The following is a 12,069-nucleotide window of genomic DNA, read 5'->3' as shown; positions in this document are numbered from 1 at the left end:
TTCGCGACTATGCGCGCTGCTTTCCGGCGGTTGGGCCCTGCGTCCGCTCGCCTCTTTTCGAGCAACCGCCAACCAATTTCCCGGTCGCTACCCGCGGCCCGAAGCAAACGCGAGACAGACACGAATATGGCCAATACGCCGCAAGCCAAGAAGCGCATCATCCGCAACGCGAACCGCGCCGCCATCAATGGCGCGCGCGTGAGCCGCATCCGCAGCTTCATCAAGAAGGTCGAAGCGGCCTGCGAAGCCGGCGACAAGGAAGCCGCGGCTGCCGCGCTGAAGGCGGCCCAGCCGGAAATGGCCCGCGGCGTTGCCCGCGGCGTGCTCCACAAGAACACCGTGGCGCGCAAGATGTCGCGCTTGACCAAGCGAGTCGCCACGCTCTGATTCGAATCGCCTGCGATCCCGTCACCCGCGTTCTACGCGCGAATACGGGGTCGATCGGCTTCAGCGACGCAACGGGCCGCGCTCCATGAGCGCGGCCCGTTTCGTTTTGCGACAATTGCGACCGACGCATCTGCCCCAAATGTCAGGATTCACCGCGATTCGCGCGTTAACCAAGGGGCTTTTCTTTATGATTCAGCCACTTCAACGCAAGTCTGCGGGGTAGAGCCGAGTCAACAGGATTATTTCACTTTTTTTAAAAGTCCGCGCTTGCGCAGCGGGCCGATGCGTTCTTTACATGAACTCCACCCGGCGCGGGACAGTCCGGGTGTTTTACAAACTGGCCGACAGGGGGGTTCCTCGGGAATTGCGATTCCGGGGGAAGGGAAAGGCATAGCCTGTCGCATTGGGATAAATAGTCTGCGCGGCCTCGGGACAGGCTTCGCAGGCGGTACGTGAATTGGGGATGAGCTTGTGCACAGGACTGACAAGGCGCGGACTACTGGCCGCCAGGCCGACGAACATCTGATGGAAGACTCCGAAGCCGTAAATCTCGCCGCCGATTGGGCGGATATCAGTCAGGGCCTGCGCAAGGATCTGGGTCACCAGCTCCACAGCCAGTGGATCAAGCCGATCCAGCTCGGTGCGCTGAACCGCGATTGCGGGACGCTCGATCTCTATCTGCCGACCGAATTTTCCGCCAACTGGGTGCGCGACCGCTTCCATGACCGGCTCCAGCTCGCATGGAGCATCGCGCGCTCGGAAGTGCGCAAGGTCAACATCATGGTGCACCCGGGCCGCCGCCAGCTGCCCGACCTGCGGCTCGACGACGGCCGCCGCCCCGCCAATGACGGGGCGAGCGCGATCGCCATGGCGGCGGGCGCGCTGGGCGATGCGACCTTTACCTCCTCGGTGGGTCTCGATGCCTCGCTGACCTTCGCCGCCTTCGTCACGGGCGAGGCCAACATCCTCGCCTGCAACGCGGCGCAGCGCATGGCGGCGCTCGAACAGCCGCAGTTCTCGCCGCTCTATCTCAAGGCGGCGACCGGACAGGGCAAGACCCACCTCCTCCACGCGATCGGCCACGGCTATCTCCAGGCCCACCCGCGTGCGCGGATCTTCTACTGCTCGGCCGAGCGCTTCATGGTCGAATTCGTCCAGGCGCTGAAGTCGAGCCAGACGATCGAGTTCAAGGCGCGCCTTCGCAGTTTCGACCTGCTGCTGGTGGACGACATCCAGTTCATCATCGGCAAGGCGAGCGCGCAGGAAGAGCTGCTCTACACGATCGACGCGCTGCTCGCCGAGGGCAAGCGGCTGGTCTTCGCCGCCGACCGCGCGCCGCAGGCGCTGGACGGGGTGGAACCGCGCTTGCTCAGCCGCCTGTCGATGGGTCTCGTCGCCGACATCCAGCCCGCCGACATCGAGCTGAGGAAGAAGATCCTTGTGTCGAAGCTCGCGCGATTCGCCCCGCTGAGCGTGCCCGAGGATGTGGTCGATTTCCTCGCCCGCACCATCACCCGCAACGTGCGCGAGTTGGTCGGCGGCCTCAACAAGCTGATCGCCTATGCCCAGCTCACCGGGCAGGATGTGTCGCTCCAGCTTGCCGAGGAGCAGCTGACCGACATCCTCAGCGCCAACCGCCGCCGGATCACCATCGACGAGATCCAGCGCACGGTCTGCCAATTCTACCGCATCGACCGGGCGGAAATGAGCAGCAAGCGCCGCGCCCGCGCGGTGGTGCGCCCGCGGCAGGTGGCGATGTATCTCTCGAAGGTGCTCACCCCCCGCTCCTACCCCGAGATCGGGCGCAAGTTCGGCGGGCGCGATCACTCGACCGTGATCCACGCGGTGCGCCTGATCGAGGATCTGCGTCAGCGCGATGCCGACATGGACGGCGATGTGAGGAGCCTGCTGCGGCAGCTGGAGAGCTGAGGCCTTAGTCCCTCCCCGTTCCGAAGGAATGGGGAGGTGGCAGCCCGCAGGGCTGACGGAGGGGTCTGAAGCAGCGGCGGGGTATTACCCCTCCGTCACCGCTTCGCGGCGACACCTCCCCATTCCTGCGGAACGGGGAGGGACTTGCAACCTCCGCACCCACACCTTCTCCCCGCACTTTCGACAGCCCTGCCCACAGGCCTGTCGACAGCGCGTCCACAGGCTGTAAACAGCCTGTCCATGCCCCACCAACGCCTTTCCCCCGAGCTTGTCACCCTCCCCCAGGGGTGGATTCCCGCGCTGCTCCGGGGCGCGCGCGGCAAGTGTCCGCGCTGCGGCGAGGCTCCGCTGTTCAGCAAGTGGCTCAAGCCGGTGGATCGCTGCGGACACTGCAAGCAGGACTGGTCGGTGCAGCAGGCCGATGATTTTCCGGCCTATATCGGCATCTTCGTGGTCGGGCATTTGCTTGCGCCGGTGGTGATCGCGATGATTTCCGCCGGGCTTTCGGCGTGGCTGACCCTCGCCATCCTGCTGCCGGTGTCGATCGTGATGCTCATCGCCATGCTCCAGCCGACCAAGGGCGCGGTGATTGCCTTCCTGTGGTGGCACGGCATCGGCGCCTTTAAGCAGGAGCGGCGCAAGGACAAGCCCGAGTGAGTCTCTCCCCCGCACGGCTCGAACGTTTTGCCCGCCATATCGTCCTGCCCGAAGTGGGCGGCGCGGGGCAGGTGCGCCTCGCCGCGAGCAAGGTCGCGGTGATCGGTCTCGGCGGGATCGGCTCACCGGCGCTGCAATATCTCGCCGCGAGCGGGATCGGACGGCTCGCGCTGGTCGATGATGACGTGGTCGATGTGAGCAATCTCCAGCGCCAGACGATCTTCACCCAGCGTGATGTCGGCTACGGCAAGGCGGTCTCGGCGCGGCGCTGGCTCGCCAATTTCGACGATTCGCTCAGCGTCGACGTCTCCGACGCGCGGATCACGCCCGAGAATGCCGCAAGCCTTATCGCGGAGGCCGATCTGGTGCTCGACGGCACCGACAATTTCGCCACCCGCCTTGCCGTCTCGGATGCCTGCGTCGCGGCGGGCATACCGCTGCTCTCGGCCGCCGTGGGCCGGTTTCAGGGGCAGGTGGGGGCATTCGCGGGGCACTTGCCCGGCGAGGCCTGCTACCGCTGCTTCGTCGGCGATGCCTTCGATGCCGAGGACTGCGACACCTGCGCCGACGACGGGATGCTCGGCGCGATGGCGGGCTGGGTGGGCACCTTCGCCGCGCTCCAGGCGGTCAAGGTGCTGCTGGCCGGAACCGCACTGCTGGGCGAGCCCGGCTGGGGCCGCCTCCACATCCTCGACGGGCTCGAGCCGGGGATGCGCACCATCCGCATCGCCAAGGACCCCGCCTGCCGCACCTGCGGCTGACCGCTCGGCCTGCCCTGCCCCGGCCACGGCGCGGCACGATTCGCGCGGGGGCAGCGGAACATAGTCCTGCCCCGCAAGGTCGCCCCCCTCTCACCCAAGGAGGCTGGAGCGATGAATTTCGACTACAACACGATCATGCTGCTGGCGGTGTTCACGCTCGGCATGGGGTTGGTGATCGGCGTGGTCTCGTTGCTGCGCGCGAAGAAGGCGCAGGACCACCACGAGGACGCCGCGGTCGCCGAGCGCCAGCGCCACGAGGATCCGGCCGAGCCGGTCGAGGGGACGCCGGGCGCGATCGATCCGACGGTCTCGGATCATCACCACGCCGAACCTTCCCGGGTGACGGGCCGAACCGAAAACGGCGTGCCGGTTGCCCCGACCGACGGCGGGCGCAGCTGGAGCAAGGAGCGCGGCGCCAATCCGCCGACGCCTATTCCGCCGCGCGACTAAGCACCTCTTCGACCCACTCCGGCACCAGCACGCTCGCTGGGCCGAGGCGGGTCTCGTGGAAGAAGCGGCTGCCCTCGCTGCGTTCCAGATTGAGTTCGAGACACCGCGCCCCGGCCGCCCGTGCCTCCTGCACAAAGCCCGCCGCCGGGTAGACCGCGCCCGAAGTGCCAATGCTGACGAAGAGGTCGCAGCTCTCGAGCGCGCGGTAGATGCGGCCCATCTCGTAGGGCATCTCGCCGAACCACACGACATCGGGGCGCAGCATGGGCGCGCGGCAGACGGGGCACGGGGGGCGGTCGATCATGCTCCCGTGCCACGGCGAGCGCATCTCGCAGGCGGTGCACAGCGCGCTCTTCAGCTCGCCATGCATGTGCAGCACGCGGGCCGAGCCGCCGCGTTCGTGGAGATCGTCGACGTTCTGCGTCACCAGCAGCAGCTCGCCCGCAAACGCCCGCTCCAGCCGCGCGAGCGCTTCGTGGGCGGGATTGGGCGCGACGTTCGCCAATGCGGCGCGGCGCATGTCGTAGAAATTGAGGACGAGGTTGGGGTTGCGGGCAAAGCCCTCGGGCGTGGCGACGTCCTCGACCCGGTGCTGCTCCCACAGGCCACCTGCGGAGCGGAAGGTGTCGATCCCGCTTTCGGCGGAAATCCCCGCTCCGGTGAGGATGACGATGCTGCGGGGTTGGCCCATGTCTTTCCCTTGTCGTCACCCTGAACTTGGTTGACCTTTGGTCAGCTTCGCTTCCAGAGTCCATCGCTCCACAAGCGAAGGTTTCACCTAGACGCGAGATGGATGCTGAAACAAGTTCAGCATGACGAGGTAAGGGCAAGATGATGCTGCAATTCGGGGTGATCGGGCACAAGGGCCGAATGGGGCAGGCGCTCGAGGCGGCGATTGCGGATGCGGGGCACAGCCTGTGCGTCGGGGTGGACGCGGGCGGGAGCATCGGGCCGCATGCCGCGCAATGCGACGTGCTGGTCGATTTCTCCGCGCCCGATGCGCTCAGCGCGAACCTCGGTGCCGCTAAGGTGGCGGGCAAGCCGATCGTGGTCGGCACCACGGGGCTGGAGGAGCCGCATTTCGTGATGCTGGCCGAAGCCGCGCGCGCGGTGCCGGTGCTGCAATCGGGCAATTTCTCGCTGGGCGTCACCCTGCTCGCGCATCTGGTGCAGGAGGCCGCCGCGCGGCTGGGGGATGATTGGGACATCGAGGTGCTCGAGATGCACCACCGCATGAAGGTCGACGCGCCCTCGGGCACCGCCAAGCTGCTGGGCGAGGCGGCGGCGAAGGGGCGCGGGATCGTGCTCGCCGACAACATGGAAAGCGGCCGCCACGGGATGACGGGCGCGCGGGGGCAAGGCGCGATCGGCTTTGCGACTTTGCGCGGCGGCACGGTGGCGGGCGAGCATTCGGTTATCTTCGCGGGCAGCGAAGAGCGCCTCGTGCTGGCGCACTCGGCGGAAAACCGCATGATCTTCGCGCGCGGGGCGGTGAAGGCGGCGGCGTGGCTGACCGGCAAGCCCGCGGGCCGCTATACCATGAACGACGTGCTTGGGCTCTAGCTTGACCGCTTCGGGCCGCGGTGTATTGTCAGCGCAATACACAGGGGATCACCGGACATGACAACCACCCTCACCCCCGCGCAGGAAGCCGCGCGGATGGTCGACAGCCTCGGGCCCGAGGCGCTGGCAAAGGCGCAGGCCTATACCACCGGCAATCACTGGCTGCTGCTGGGCGGGGTGCTGGTCTCGGTGCTGGTCGCTTTCATAATGGTGCGCCTGAGGCTGCTCGACCGCATCGCTGCGCGCTTCAAGGAACCGCGCCGGTTTCTTCCCACGCTGGTCGTCGCGGCTGCCTTTCTGGTGATCTCCACCCTGCTCGCGCTGCCGTGGAATCTCTATTCCGATTGGCACCGCGAGCGCAGCTATGGCCTCTCCAGCCAGCCGCTCGGCGACTATCTCGGCCAGATGGCGATCGGCGAGAGCATCGGCACCGTGATGGGCGCGCTGTTCCTCGCCGGGGTCTATGCGCTGATCCGCAAGACCGGCAGGCGCTGGTGGCTGTGGAGCGGAGGCTTTGCCGGCATCGTGACCCTGCTGGCGCTGCTCGCCGGACCGCCGCTGATCGAGCCGCTGTTCAACGACTACAAGCCCGTGCCGCCGGGCGAGGTGCGCACCGCGCTCGAACAGATCGCGGACGATGTCGGCATCCCGCACGACAAGATCTTCATGTATGACGGCTCGCGCCAGTCCGACCGCTTCACCGCCAATGTCTCGGGCCTCGGCCCCTCGGCGCGGATCGCGATATCGGACGTGGCGCTCAAGGAAGCCAGCCTCGCCGAGGTACGCGCGGTGACGGGCCACGAGGCGGGGCATTACAAGCTCGGCCATGTGTGGCGCTACGTGGTGATCTTCCCGCTGCTGGCGATGGCGTTCTTCTTCCTGCTCGACCGCCTGTTCGCGCCGACCGCGCGGATGCTGGGGAGCGACGCGAGCCTCGACGAGCCGCGCGGGCTGCCGGTCTTCGCGGTGGTCGGGTCGGTGCTGGGCCTGCTGGTGACCCCGCTCACCAACACCCTCACCCGCGTCGGCGAGACCGAGGCCGACATCTACTCGCTCGAAACCGTGAACGAGCCCGATGCGTTGGCAACCGCCCTGGTGAAGACCGCCGAATACCGCTACCCGCGCCCCTCGGCGCTCGAGGAGATGCTGTTCTACACCCACCCCTCGGTCGAGAAGCGTGCCCTTCGGGCGATGGAGTGGAAGGCCGCCCATCCCAAGGCCCCGCCCGCCGCGCCGCCTGCGCCCTGACGGATGGACTGGGGGGCCTTCGTCTTTGCGGTCGCCTTCATGGCGGTGGTCGTGGTGGTGGCACAGTGGCGTGCGCTCCGTACGGGCTGGCGCTGGTGGAAAGAACGCCCCGAACGTGCCGCCCGCGCCCGCGCAGCGGAGGAGAGCCTGGGCGCATGGCGCGCCGAATACGAGGCCGCCAACCCCGAAGGCCCGCCGATCACGCCAGAGGAACACGCGGACTTTTCCGCCTGGTTCGCCGCGCAGGTGCGCCCGGCGATGCGGCTCAGCCCGAAGCCCGGCCCCGCTGCGCCGGACGGCTGCCGCATCGGCGGGCCGGTGTGGCTGGCCGAGGAGCAGGAGTGGCCCTTATCGCCGCGAGGAAATCGCATGGAATTCCTCGCCCAGCTCGACTTTGCGGCGATGCCCGCCCTCCCCGGCTTTCCGCGAGGCGGCGTGGTGCAGGTGTTCCTGCCGACCGATGATGACCTGATGGGCATGAACCCCGATGATCCCGTCGCCAGCACCGTCGCTGTGCTGTCTCGGCCCAATGGTGCGGGCGCGGTGCGGCATGAGAACCTCGCCGCCGCCGAACGTGACGGGCGGGTCTCGGCCCTCTCCGACACGGCCAGCCGCACCGGTATGCCGCTCGCGCCCGAGGCCATCACCATGCCCATCATGCTCGATCAGTGGCAGATCGAAGCCCGGCTGCACGGCCACCACCGGCGCGAGGGATTCGAGGAATGGGAAGACCTGCTGGACGAAATCGTCGCACCGCCGGAAACGCACCATGTCGGCGGCTACCCCAGTTTCGTGCAGTATGATTTTCGCGCGGAAGGCCGCCACGATGATTACGACACCTGCCTTCTGCGCCTCACCTCGGACAAGCACCTGCAATGGGGCGATGTGGGCGAGGCCAATCTGCTGATCCGCGCCGAAGACCTTGCCGCGGGCGATTTTTCGCGGGTGATTTTCTGGTGGGATTGCTCTTAAGGTCACAGGCATGACCCAAGCGGACGATTTCGACGATCTGGCCTATCACCGCGAGCATGTGAGCGGACTGATCGCGGGCGGCTTTTTCAACGAGGACGACCTCGAGACCTACCTTGCCGACATGGCCTTCGATCCCGATGCCGCGCCCCACGCGGCGGCGGTGCGAGATCATGCGCGCGCGGCGATGGCGGCCAAGCGCGCGGCGGAGGCGGGGTGGCCCGCCGTCACCGACTGGGACAGGCTCGCCCGCGCGTTCGATGCGCTGGAGGCGGACCACATCCTCGCGCTCCACAACGCCGGGGTGACCACCAGCGATGCCCATTCCGACGCATGGGACCTGATCGGCCGCGATCCGCCCGGCACATGGCGCGGCTTTGCCTTCTACCACGGGCAGGACGTCGAGCGGGCCGTGGCCGGGGGCGCGCTGTTCATGGGTTTCGATGCCGTCGAGGAAGGGGCGGAGGCCAAGCGCGCGATCGGTGCGGCGATCGTCGCCGCGCTGACGGCGCAAGGGTTTGCGCCCAACTGGAACGGCGATCCCGAGACGCGGCTCGATGTGCCCGGGATCGTGTGGCACAAGCGCACCGACTGGGTGCGCCCGGCCCCCGCTCCGCAAGCCGCACGCGGGAACGGCTTCTGGTCCCGGCTGTTCGGCTGAACGATGAACAAGGCCCAGATCTTCGAATTCTTCCGCCGCCTCGCCGAAGACAACCCCTCGCCCCAGACCGAGCTGGAATATGGCAATGCCTACCAGCTGCTGGTCGCCGTGGCGCTCTCGGCGCAGGCGACCGATGTCGGCGTCAACAAGGCGACCCGCGCGCTGTTTCGCAAGGTGGAGACGCCCGCTCAGATGCTTGAGCTTGGCGAGGACGGGCTGAAGGAGCACATCAAGACCATCGGCCTGTTCAACTCCAAGGCCAAGAACGTCATCGCGCTCTCGCAGATCCTCGTCGACCAGCACGGCGGCGCGGTGCCCGACAGCCGCGAGGAACTGGTGAAGCTCCCCGGCGTGGGCCGCAAGACCGCCAATGTGGTGCTCAATTGCTGGTTCGGGCAGGAGACCTTCGCGGTCGACACCCACATCTTCCGCGTATCGAACCGCACCGGAATGGCCAAGGGCAAGACCCCCGATCATGTCGAGGCCAAGCTCGAAAAGCGCGTGCCCCAGCCCTTCCGCCGGGATTCGCACCACTGGATGATCCTGCACGGCCGCTATGTCTGCAAGGCGCGGACCCCGGAGTGCTGGCGCTGCAAGGTCGCCGACCTGTGCAGCTTCCGCAAGAAAGTGTTGGAAAATCCGCGCGCTTGATCCGCAAAATCCGTTGCAAAACCATACCATTAGGCGGGATGCCCGAATCGCGTTAGTCTCGTGCTCCATAACAGGGGAGATGAGCCATGCGCTTCATACCGTCGTCCCGCCGCGCTCTGATGCTGAGCGCCTGTCTGTCGCTGCTGGCCACGCCGGCGCTCGCGCAGGACCCCGCCGCCGATCCGCCCGAAGACGAAACCGAGGCCGAGGTTGACGATACCTCGGATCAGTACATCATCGTCACCGCCGCCGTCCGCGTCACCCAGGGCGGGGCGAAGGATGTGCAGCACTTCCGCTCGATCGCGTTCGATGACCTCGCAGGCAAGCTCCCGCAGGCGACCAGCCTCACCTCCGAAGGCTTGCTGAGCGAGCACGACCTTGTCCTGCCGAACAGCGGCCCGTGCGAGCAGCTGTTCTGCGTTGTCACCCATGCCAAGCCCGCGCGCTGGGATGCGGGCACGCAGTTCGTGGGCATCGGCTTCGACAGCAATGTCGACGCCGAGACCTACAAGGCCGAGCCGCTCAGCTTGATCGCGGTGGTTGACCGCTCGGGCTCGATGTCGGGCGCGCCCATCGAGCGCGTCAAGGAGGGGCTGCGCGCCGTGCTCTCCCAGATGCGCGAGGGCGACCGCTTCGGGATCGTGATCTACGGATCGGAAACCGTGGTCCACCAGCCGGTGACCGATGTCGAAGGCAACCGCGCCGCGCTCGAACGCGCCATCGACGCCATCACGATCAACGGCTCGACCTACATGGAAGCCGGGCTCCAGCTCGGGTTCGAAACCGCCTTCGCTGAACTCCCCCAAAGCCGCGGCAAGACCCGGCTGATGCTGTTCACCGACGAGAACCCCAATGTCGGCGACACTTCGGCGGAGGGCTTCATGGGGCAGGCCATCGACGGCTCGAGGAAGGGCGTCGACATGACCACCATCGGCGTCGGCGCGCATTTCGACGCGGAGCTGGCGACCGAAATCTCCAGCGTGCGCGGCGGCAATCTGTTCTTCCTGCCGACCGAGGGCTCGGGCAAGGACCTCTTCGCGCGCGAATTCCGCAACATGGTGAGCCCCGTCGCCTATGACCTCGTGCTGTCGATCGACCCGGCGGACGGCATGAAGGTCGGCGCGGTCTATGGCGTTCCGGGCGAGCTGATCGAGGACGCGGGCGCGGGGACCGTGACCGTCACCATCGCCAGCGCCTTCCTGTCGAGCAACGGCGGCGGCATCTTCGCCACCTTGGAAGGCACCCCGCCCGCCGGGGGCAGCCCGCTGGCGCAGGTCTCGGTGAGCTACACCGACGCGATCACCGACCGGCGCGAGAGCGATGCGAAGCCGGTGCTCGCGGCAAGCGAGGGCGTGCCCGCCAACCTCGCCAAGGCCGAGGTGCTGGTCGACCAGTTCCGCAGCACCAGGCTGGCGCTGGCAGCCTATCACGAGGACGACGATCCCGCAGCCGCCGCCGCGATCCTCGCGCAGCTCTCCGAGCGGATGGAGGAATCGGGCGCGAGCGGGCTCAAGGAGGAGCTGAAGCTGGTCAGCACCCTGCAACAGCGCGCGGCCAAGCTCGCAGGGCTGATGACGGACGGCCGGACCGAGCCCTACGAGGTGGTCGGCAGCTGGCGCGTCGTGCGGCATCAGGGCGTCGAGGACGTCGCGCGCGGCGACATCATCGAGATCACCGACGACGGCGGCTTCTACACCGAACGCCGCCGCGGGGACGACATCGACCAGCGCTTCGCGATCAACGAGCGCCAGCTGCATATCGAGGACACCGACCTCGTCTTCGACTACCAGATCCGCGGCAACCGCCTGACGCTTCGCACCCCCTTCGACGGGGTGAAGATCGTGATGGAGCGCGAGGAGACCTGAAGCGCCCTCATGGATTAAGGCGCGGTTCAAGCGCGGGGGTGATCATGGGCGCATTCTTTCGGTGGAGAGAGATGCCATGACCCCCCGCACACACCTCGCCCTCGCGCTTGCCCCCCTGCCCCTGACGGCCGCGCTGGTGCTCGCCGCCTGCGCGCCGTCTCCCGAGGCCGAAGCCGCGCGCGCCGCGCGCGATGCCGAGCGCACGCCTGCGGTGACGGTGGTGGGAGAGGGGCAGACCTGCATCACCCAGTCGCAGATCCGCCAGAGCATCGTGCGCTCCGACAGCGTGATCGATTTCGAGATGCGCAGCGGCAAGGTCTACCGCTCGACGCTCCCCAACCGCTGCCCCGGCCTGACGATCGACCGGTCGATCAGCTGGGAGAACTCGATCGACCAGCTGTGCCGCCAGCAGATCGTCTATTCGCTCCAGAACTTCGCGGGCACCCTGCAACGCGGCGCGGGCTGCGGGCTGGGCGAGTTCGTGCCGGTGGAATATGTGAAGGTGCGGGAGTGAGGCCAGCGCGCTAGAGGACGGTCGCCTCGCGCACATAGGCCCACTCGCCCTCGCCGCTCCAGGCAAGGCCGTCAGGATAGCGCACTTCGACCCCGGCGAGATCGGCCGGATTGGCCAGCCACATATTGACGCCCATCATCATGTTGCCGTGCTGCGCTATCGCCGCCTCGGTCATCACGAAATGGGTGGTCGCCCCGCAAGTCCCGCAGGCATGAACTTCGGCATTCGCGCTCGGCCTGTCGGTGCGGCGGCGGCCGGAGGTGGCTCCGTCAACGGCCACCTCGGCCGGATGATAATAGCCCCAGCGCGCCGCCGCTTCGGTGCAGAGCGTGCAGTTGCACTCATGGATGAAGTCGGGCTTGCGCGCGACTTCGAGCGTGACCGCGCCGCAGGTGCAGTTGAGCGTCATGGCGT

General features: G+C 67.4%; 14 protein-coding genes. 12 read left to right on the top strand and 2 right to left on the bottom strand.

Translation table 11 applies throughout. The features are described 5' to 3' along the window. Positions 1–126 precede the first annotated feature (126 nt). From rpsT to PFX90_RS16625, 5 genes are all read left to right on the top strand, one after another. Positions 127–387, top strand: a complete 261-nt coding sequence (rpsT, locus tag PFX90_RS16645; protein ID WP_017665476.1) for a 30S ribosomal protein S20 — start codon at positions 127–129, stop codon at positions 385–387. Positions 388–912: 525 nt separating this feature from the next. Next, the gene (gene dnaA, locus PFX90_RS16640) at positions 913–2,316 is read left to right on the top strand and encodes a chromosomal replication initiator protein DnaA (RefSeq protein ID WP_285713802.1); all 1,404 of its coding nucleotides are present in this window, start codon (positions 913–915) and stop codon (positions 2,314–2,316) included. Positions 2,317–2,556: 240 nt separating this feature from the next. Next, a complete protein-coding gene (locus PFX90_RS16635; RefSeq protein ID WP_285713800.1) occupies positions 2,557–2,973 on the top strand; it encodes a DUF983 domain-containing protein in 417 nt (138 codons plus the stop codon). Beyond that, positions 2,970–3,734, top strand: a complete 765-nt coding sequence (locus tag PFX90_RS16630) for a HesA/MoeB/ThiF family protein (RefSeq protein ID WP_285713799.1) — start codon at positions 2,970–2,972, stop codon at positions 3,732–3,734. Before PFX90_RS16635 ends, PFX90_RS16630 begins: the two co-directional genes overlap by 4 nt. A gap of 111 nt (positions 3,735–3,845) precedes the next feature. Then, a complete protein-coding gene (locus PFX90_RS16625; RefSeq protein WP_285713797.1) occupies positions 3,846–4,184 on the top strand; it encodes a hypothetical protein in 339 nt (112 codons plus the stop codon). Here the strand turns inward: PFX90_RS16625 and PFX90_RS16620 are convergent. Then, a complete protein-coding gene (locus tag PFX90_RS16620) occupies positions 4,165–4,875 on the bottom strand; it encodes an NAD-dependent deacylase (protein WP_285713796.1) in 711 nt (236 codons plus the stop codon). The genes PFX90_RS16625 and PFX90_RS16620 overlap by 20 nt on opposite strands. A gap of 143 nt (positions 4,876–5,018) precedes the next feature. Between PFX90_RS16620 and dapB the strand changes: the two genes are divergently transcribed. The 7 genes from dapB (at position 5,019) to PFX90_RS16585 (ending at position 11,655) form a co-directional block, all read left to right on the top strand. After that, positions 5,019–5,747 (top strand): 4-hydroxy-tetrahydrodipicolinate reductase, encoded by a 729-nt coding sequence (dapB, locus tag PFX90_RS16615; RefSeq protein WP_285713903.1) that lies wholly within the window; start codon positions 5,019–5,021, stop codon positions 5,745–5,747. Positions 5,748–5,804: 57 nt separating this feature from the next. Beyond that, complete coding sequence (locus tag PFX90_RS16610) at positions 5,805–6,995, top strand: M48 family metallopeptidase (protein ID WP_285713795.1); 1,191 nt, start codon at positions 5,805–5,807, stop codon at positions 6,993–6,995. A 3-nt stretch (positions 6,996–6,998) separates the two neighbouring features. Beyond that, a complete protein-coding gene (locus PFX90_RS16605) occupies positions 6,999–7,967 on the top strand; it encodes a YwqG family protein (RefSeq protein WP_285713794.1) in 969 nt (322 codons plus the stop codon). 10 nt (positions 7,968–7,977) lie between these two features. Next, entirely contained in the window at positions 7,978–8,625 is a 648-nt protein-coding gene (locus PFX90_RS16600; RefSeq protein ID WP_285713793.1) for a DUF6891 domain-containing protein, read from the top strand. A gap of 3 nt (positions 8,626–8,628) precedes the next feature. Further along, on the top strand, positions 8,629–9,276 hold the full coding sequence (gene nth, locus PFX90_RS16595) for an endonuclease III (protein WP_285713792.1): 648 nt from the start codon (positions 8,629–8,631) through the stop codon (positions 9,274–9,276). A gap of 86 nt (positions 9,277–9,362) precedes the next feature. Next, complete coding sequence (locus tag PFX90_RS16590) at positions 9,363–11,141, top strand: vWA domain-containing protein (RefSeq protein WP_285713791.1); 1,779 nt, start codon at positions 9,363–9,365, stop codon at positions 11,139–11,141. A gap of 76 nt (positions 11,142–11,217) precedes the next feature. Further along, entirely contained in the window at positions 11,218–11,655 is a 438-nt protein-coding gene (locus PFX90_RS16585; protein ID WP_285713790.1) for a hypothetical protein, read from the top strand. 10 nt (positions 11,656–11,665) lie between these two features. Here the strand turns inward: PFX90_RS16585 and PFX90_RS16580 are convergent, their stop codons facing one another. After that, positions 11,666–12,064: a GFA family protein gene (locus PFX90_RS16580; protein ID WP_285713788.1), complete on the bottom strand. Its 399-nt coding sequence runs from the start codon at positions 12,062–12,064 to the stop codon at positions 11,666–11,668. Positions 12,065–12,069: the final 5 nt, after the last annotated feature.

The sequence above is a fragment of the Erythrobacter oryzae genome, assembly GCF_030271515.1.
Taxonomy (GTDB): domain Bacteria; phylum Pseudomonadota; class Alphaproteobacteria; order Sphingomonadales; family Sphingomonadaceae; genus Erythrobacter; species Erythrobacter oryzae.
Note: the sequence above shows the minus strand (reverse complement) of the source record. Positions and strands in the feature narration are given on the sequence as shown.

Coding starts and splice junctions, on each gene's coding strand:
- rpsT (WP_017665476.1), top strand. CDS start 127: ATGGCCAATACGCCGCAAGCCAAGAAGCGCATCATCCGCAACGCGAAC.
- dnaA (WP_285713802.1), top strand. CDS start 913: ATGGAAGACTCCGAAGCCGTAAATCTCGCCGCCGATTGGGCGGATATC.
- PFX90_RS16635 (WP_285713800.1), top strand. CDS start 2,557: ATGCCCCACCAACGCCTTTCCCCCGAGCTTGTCACCCTCCCCCAGGGG.
- PFX90_RS16625 (WP_285713797.1), top strand. CDS start 3,846: ATGAATTTCGACTACAACACGATCATGCTGCTGGCGGTGTTCACGCTC.
- PFX90_RS16620 (WP_285713796.1), bottom strand. CDS start 4,875: ATGGGCCAACCCCGCAGCATCGTCATCCTCACCGGAGCGGGGATTTCC.
- dapB (WP_285713903.1), top strand. CDS start 5,019: ATGCTGCAATTCGGGGTGATCGGGCACAAGGGCCGAATGGGGCAGGCG.
- PFX90_RS16610 (WP_285713795.1), top strand. CDS start 5,805: ATGACAACCACCCTCACCCCCGCGCAGGAAGCCGCGCGGATGGTCGAC.
- PFX90_RS16605 (WP_285713794.1), top strand. CDS start 6,999: ATGGACTGGGGGGCCTTCGTCTTTGCGGTCGCCTTCATGGCGGTGGTC.
- PFX90_RS16600 (WP_285713793.1), top strand. CDS start 7,978: ATGACCCAAGCGGACGATTTCGACGATCTGGCCTATCACCGCGAGCAT.
- nth (WP_285713792.1), top strand. CDS start 8,629: ATGAACAAGGCCCAGATCTTCGAATTCTTCCGCCGCCTCGCCGAAGAC.
- PFX90_RS16590 (WP_285713791.1), top strand. CDS start 9,363: ATGCGCTTCATACCGTCGTCCCGCCGCGCTCTGATGCTGAGCGCCTGT.
- PFX90_RS16585 (WP_285713790.1), top strand. CDS start 11,218: ATGACCCCCCGCACACACCTCGCCCTCGCGCTTGCCCCCCTGCCCCTG.
- PFX90_RS16580 (WP_285713788.1), bottom strand. CDS start 12,064: ATGACGCTCAACTGCACCTGCGGCGCGGTCACGCTCGAAGTCGCGCGC.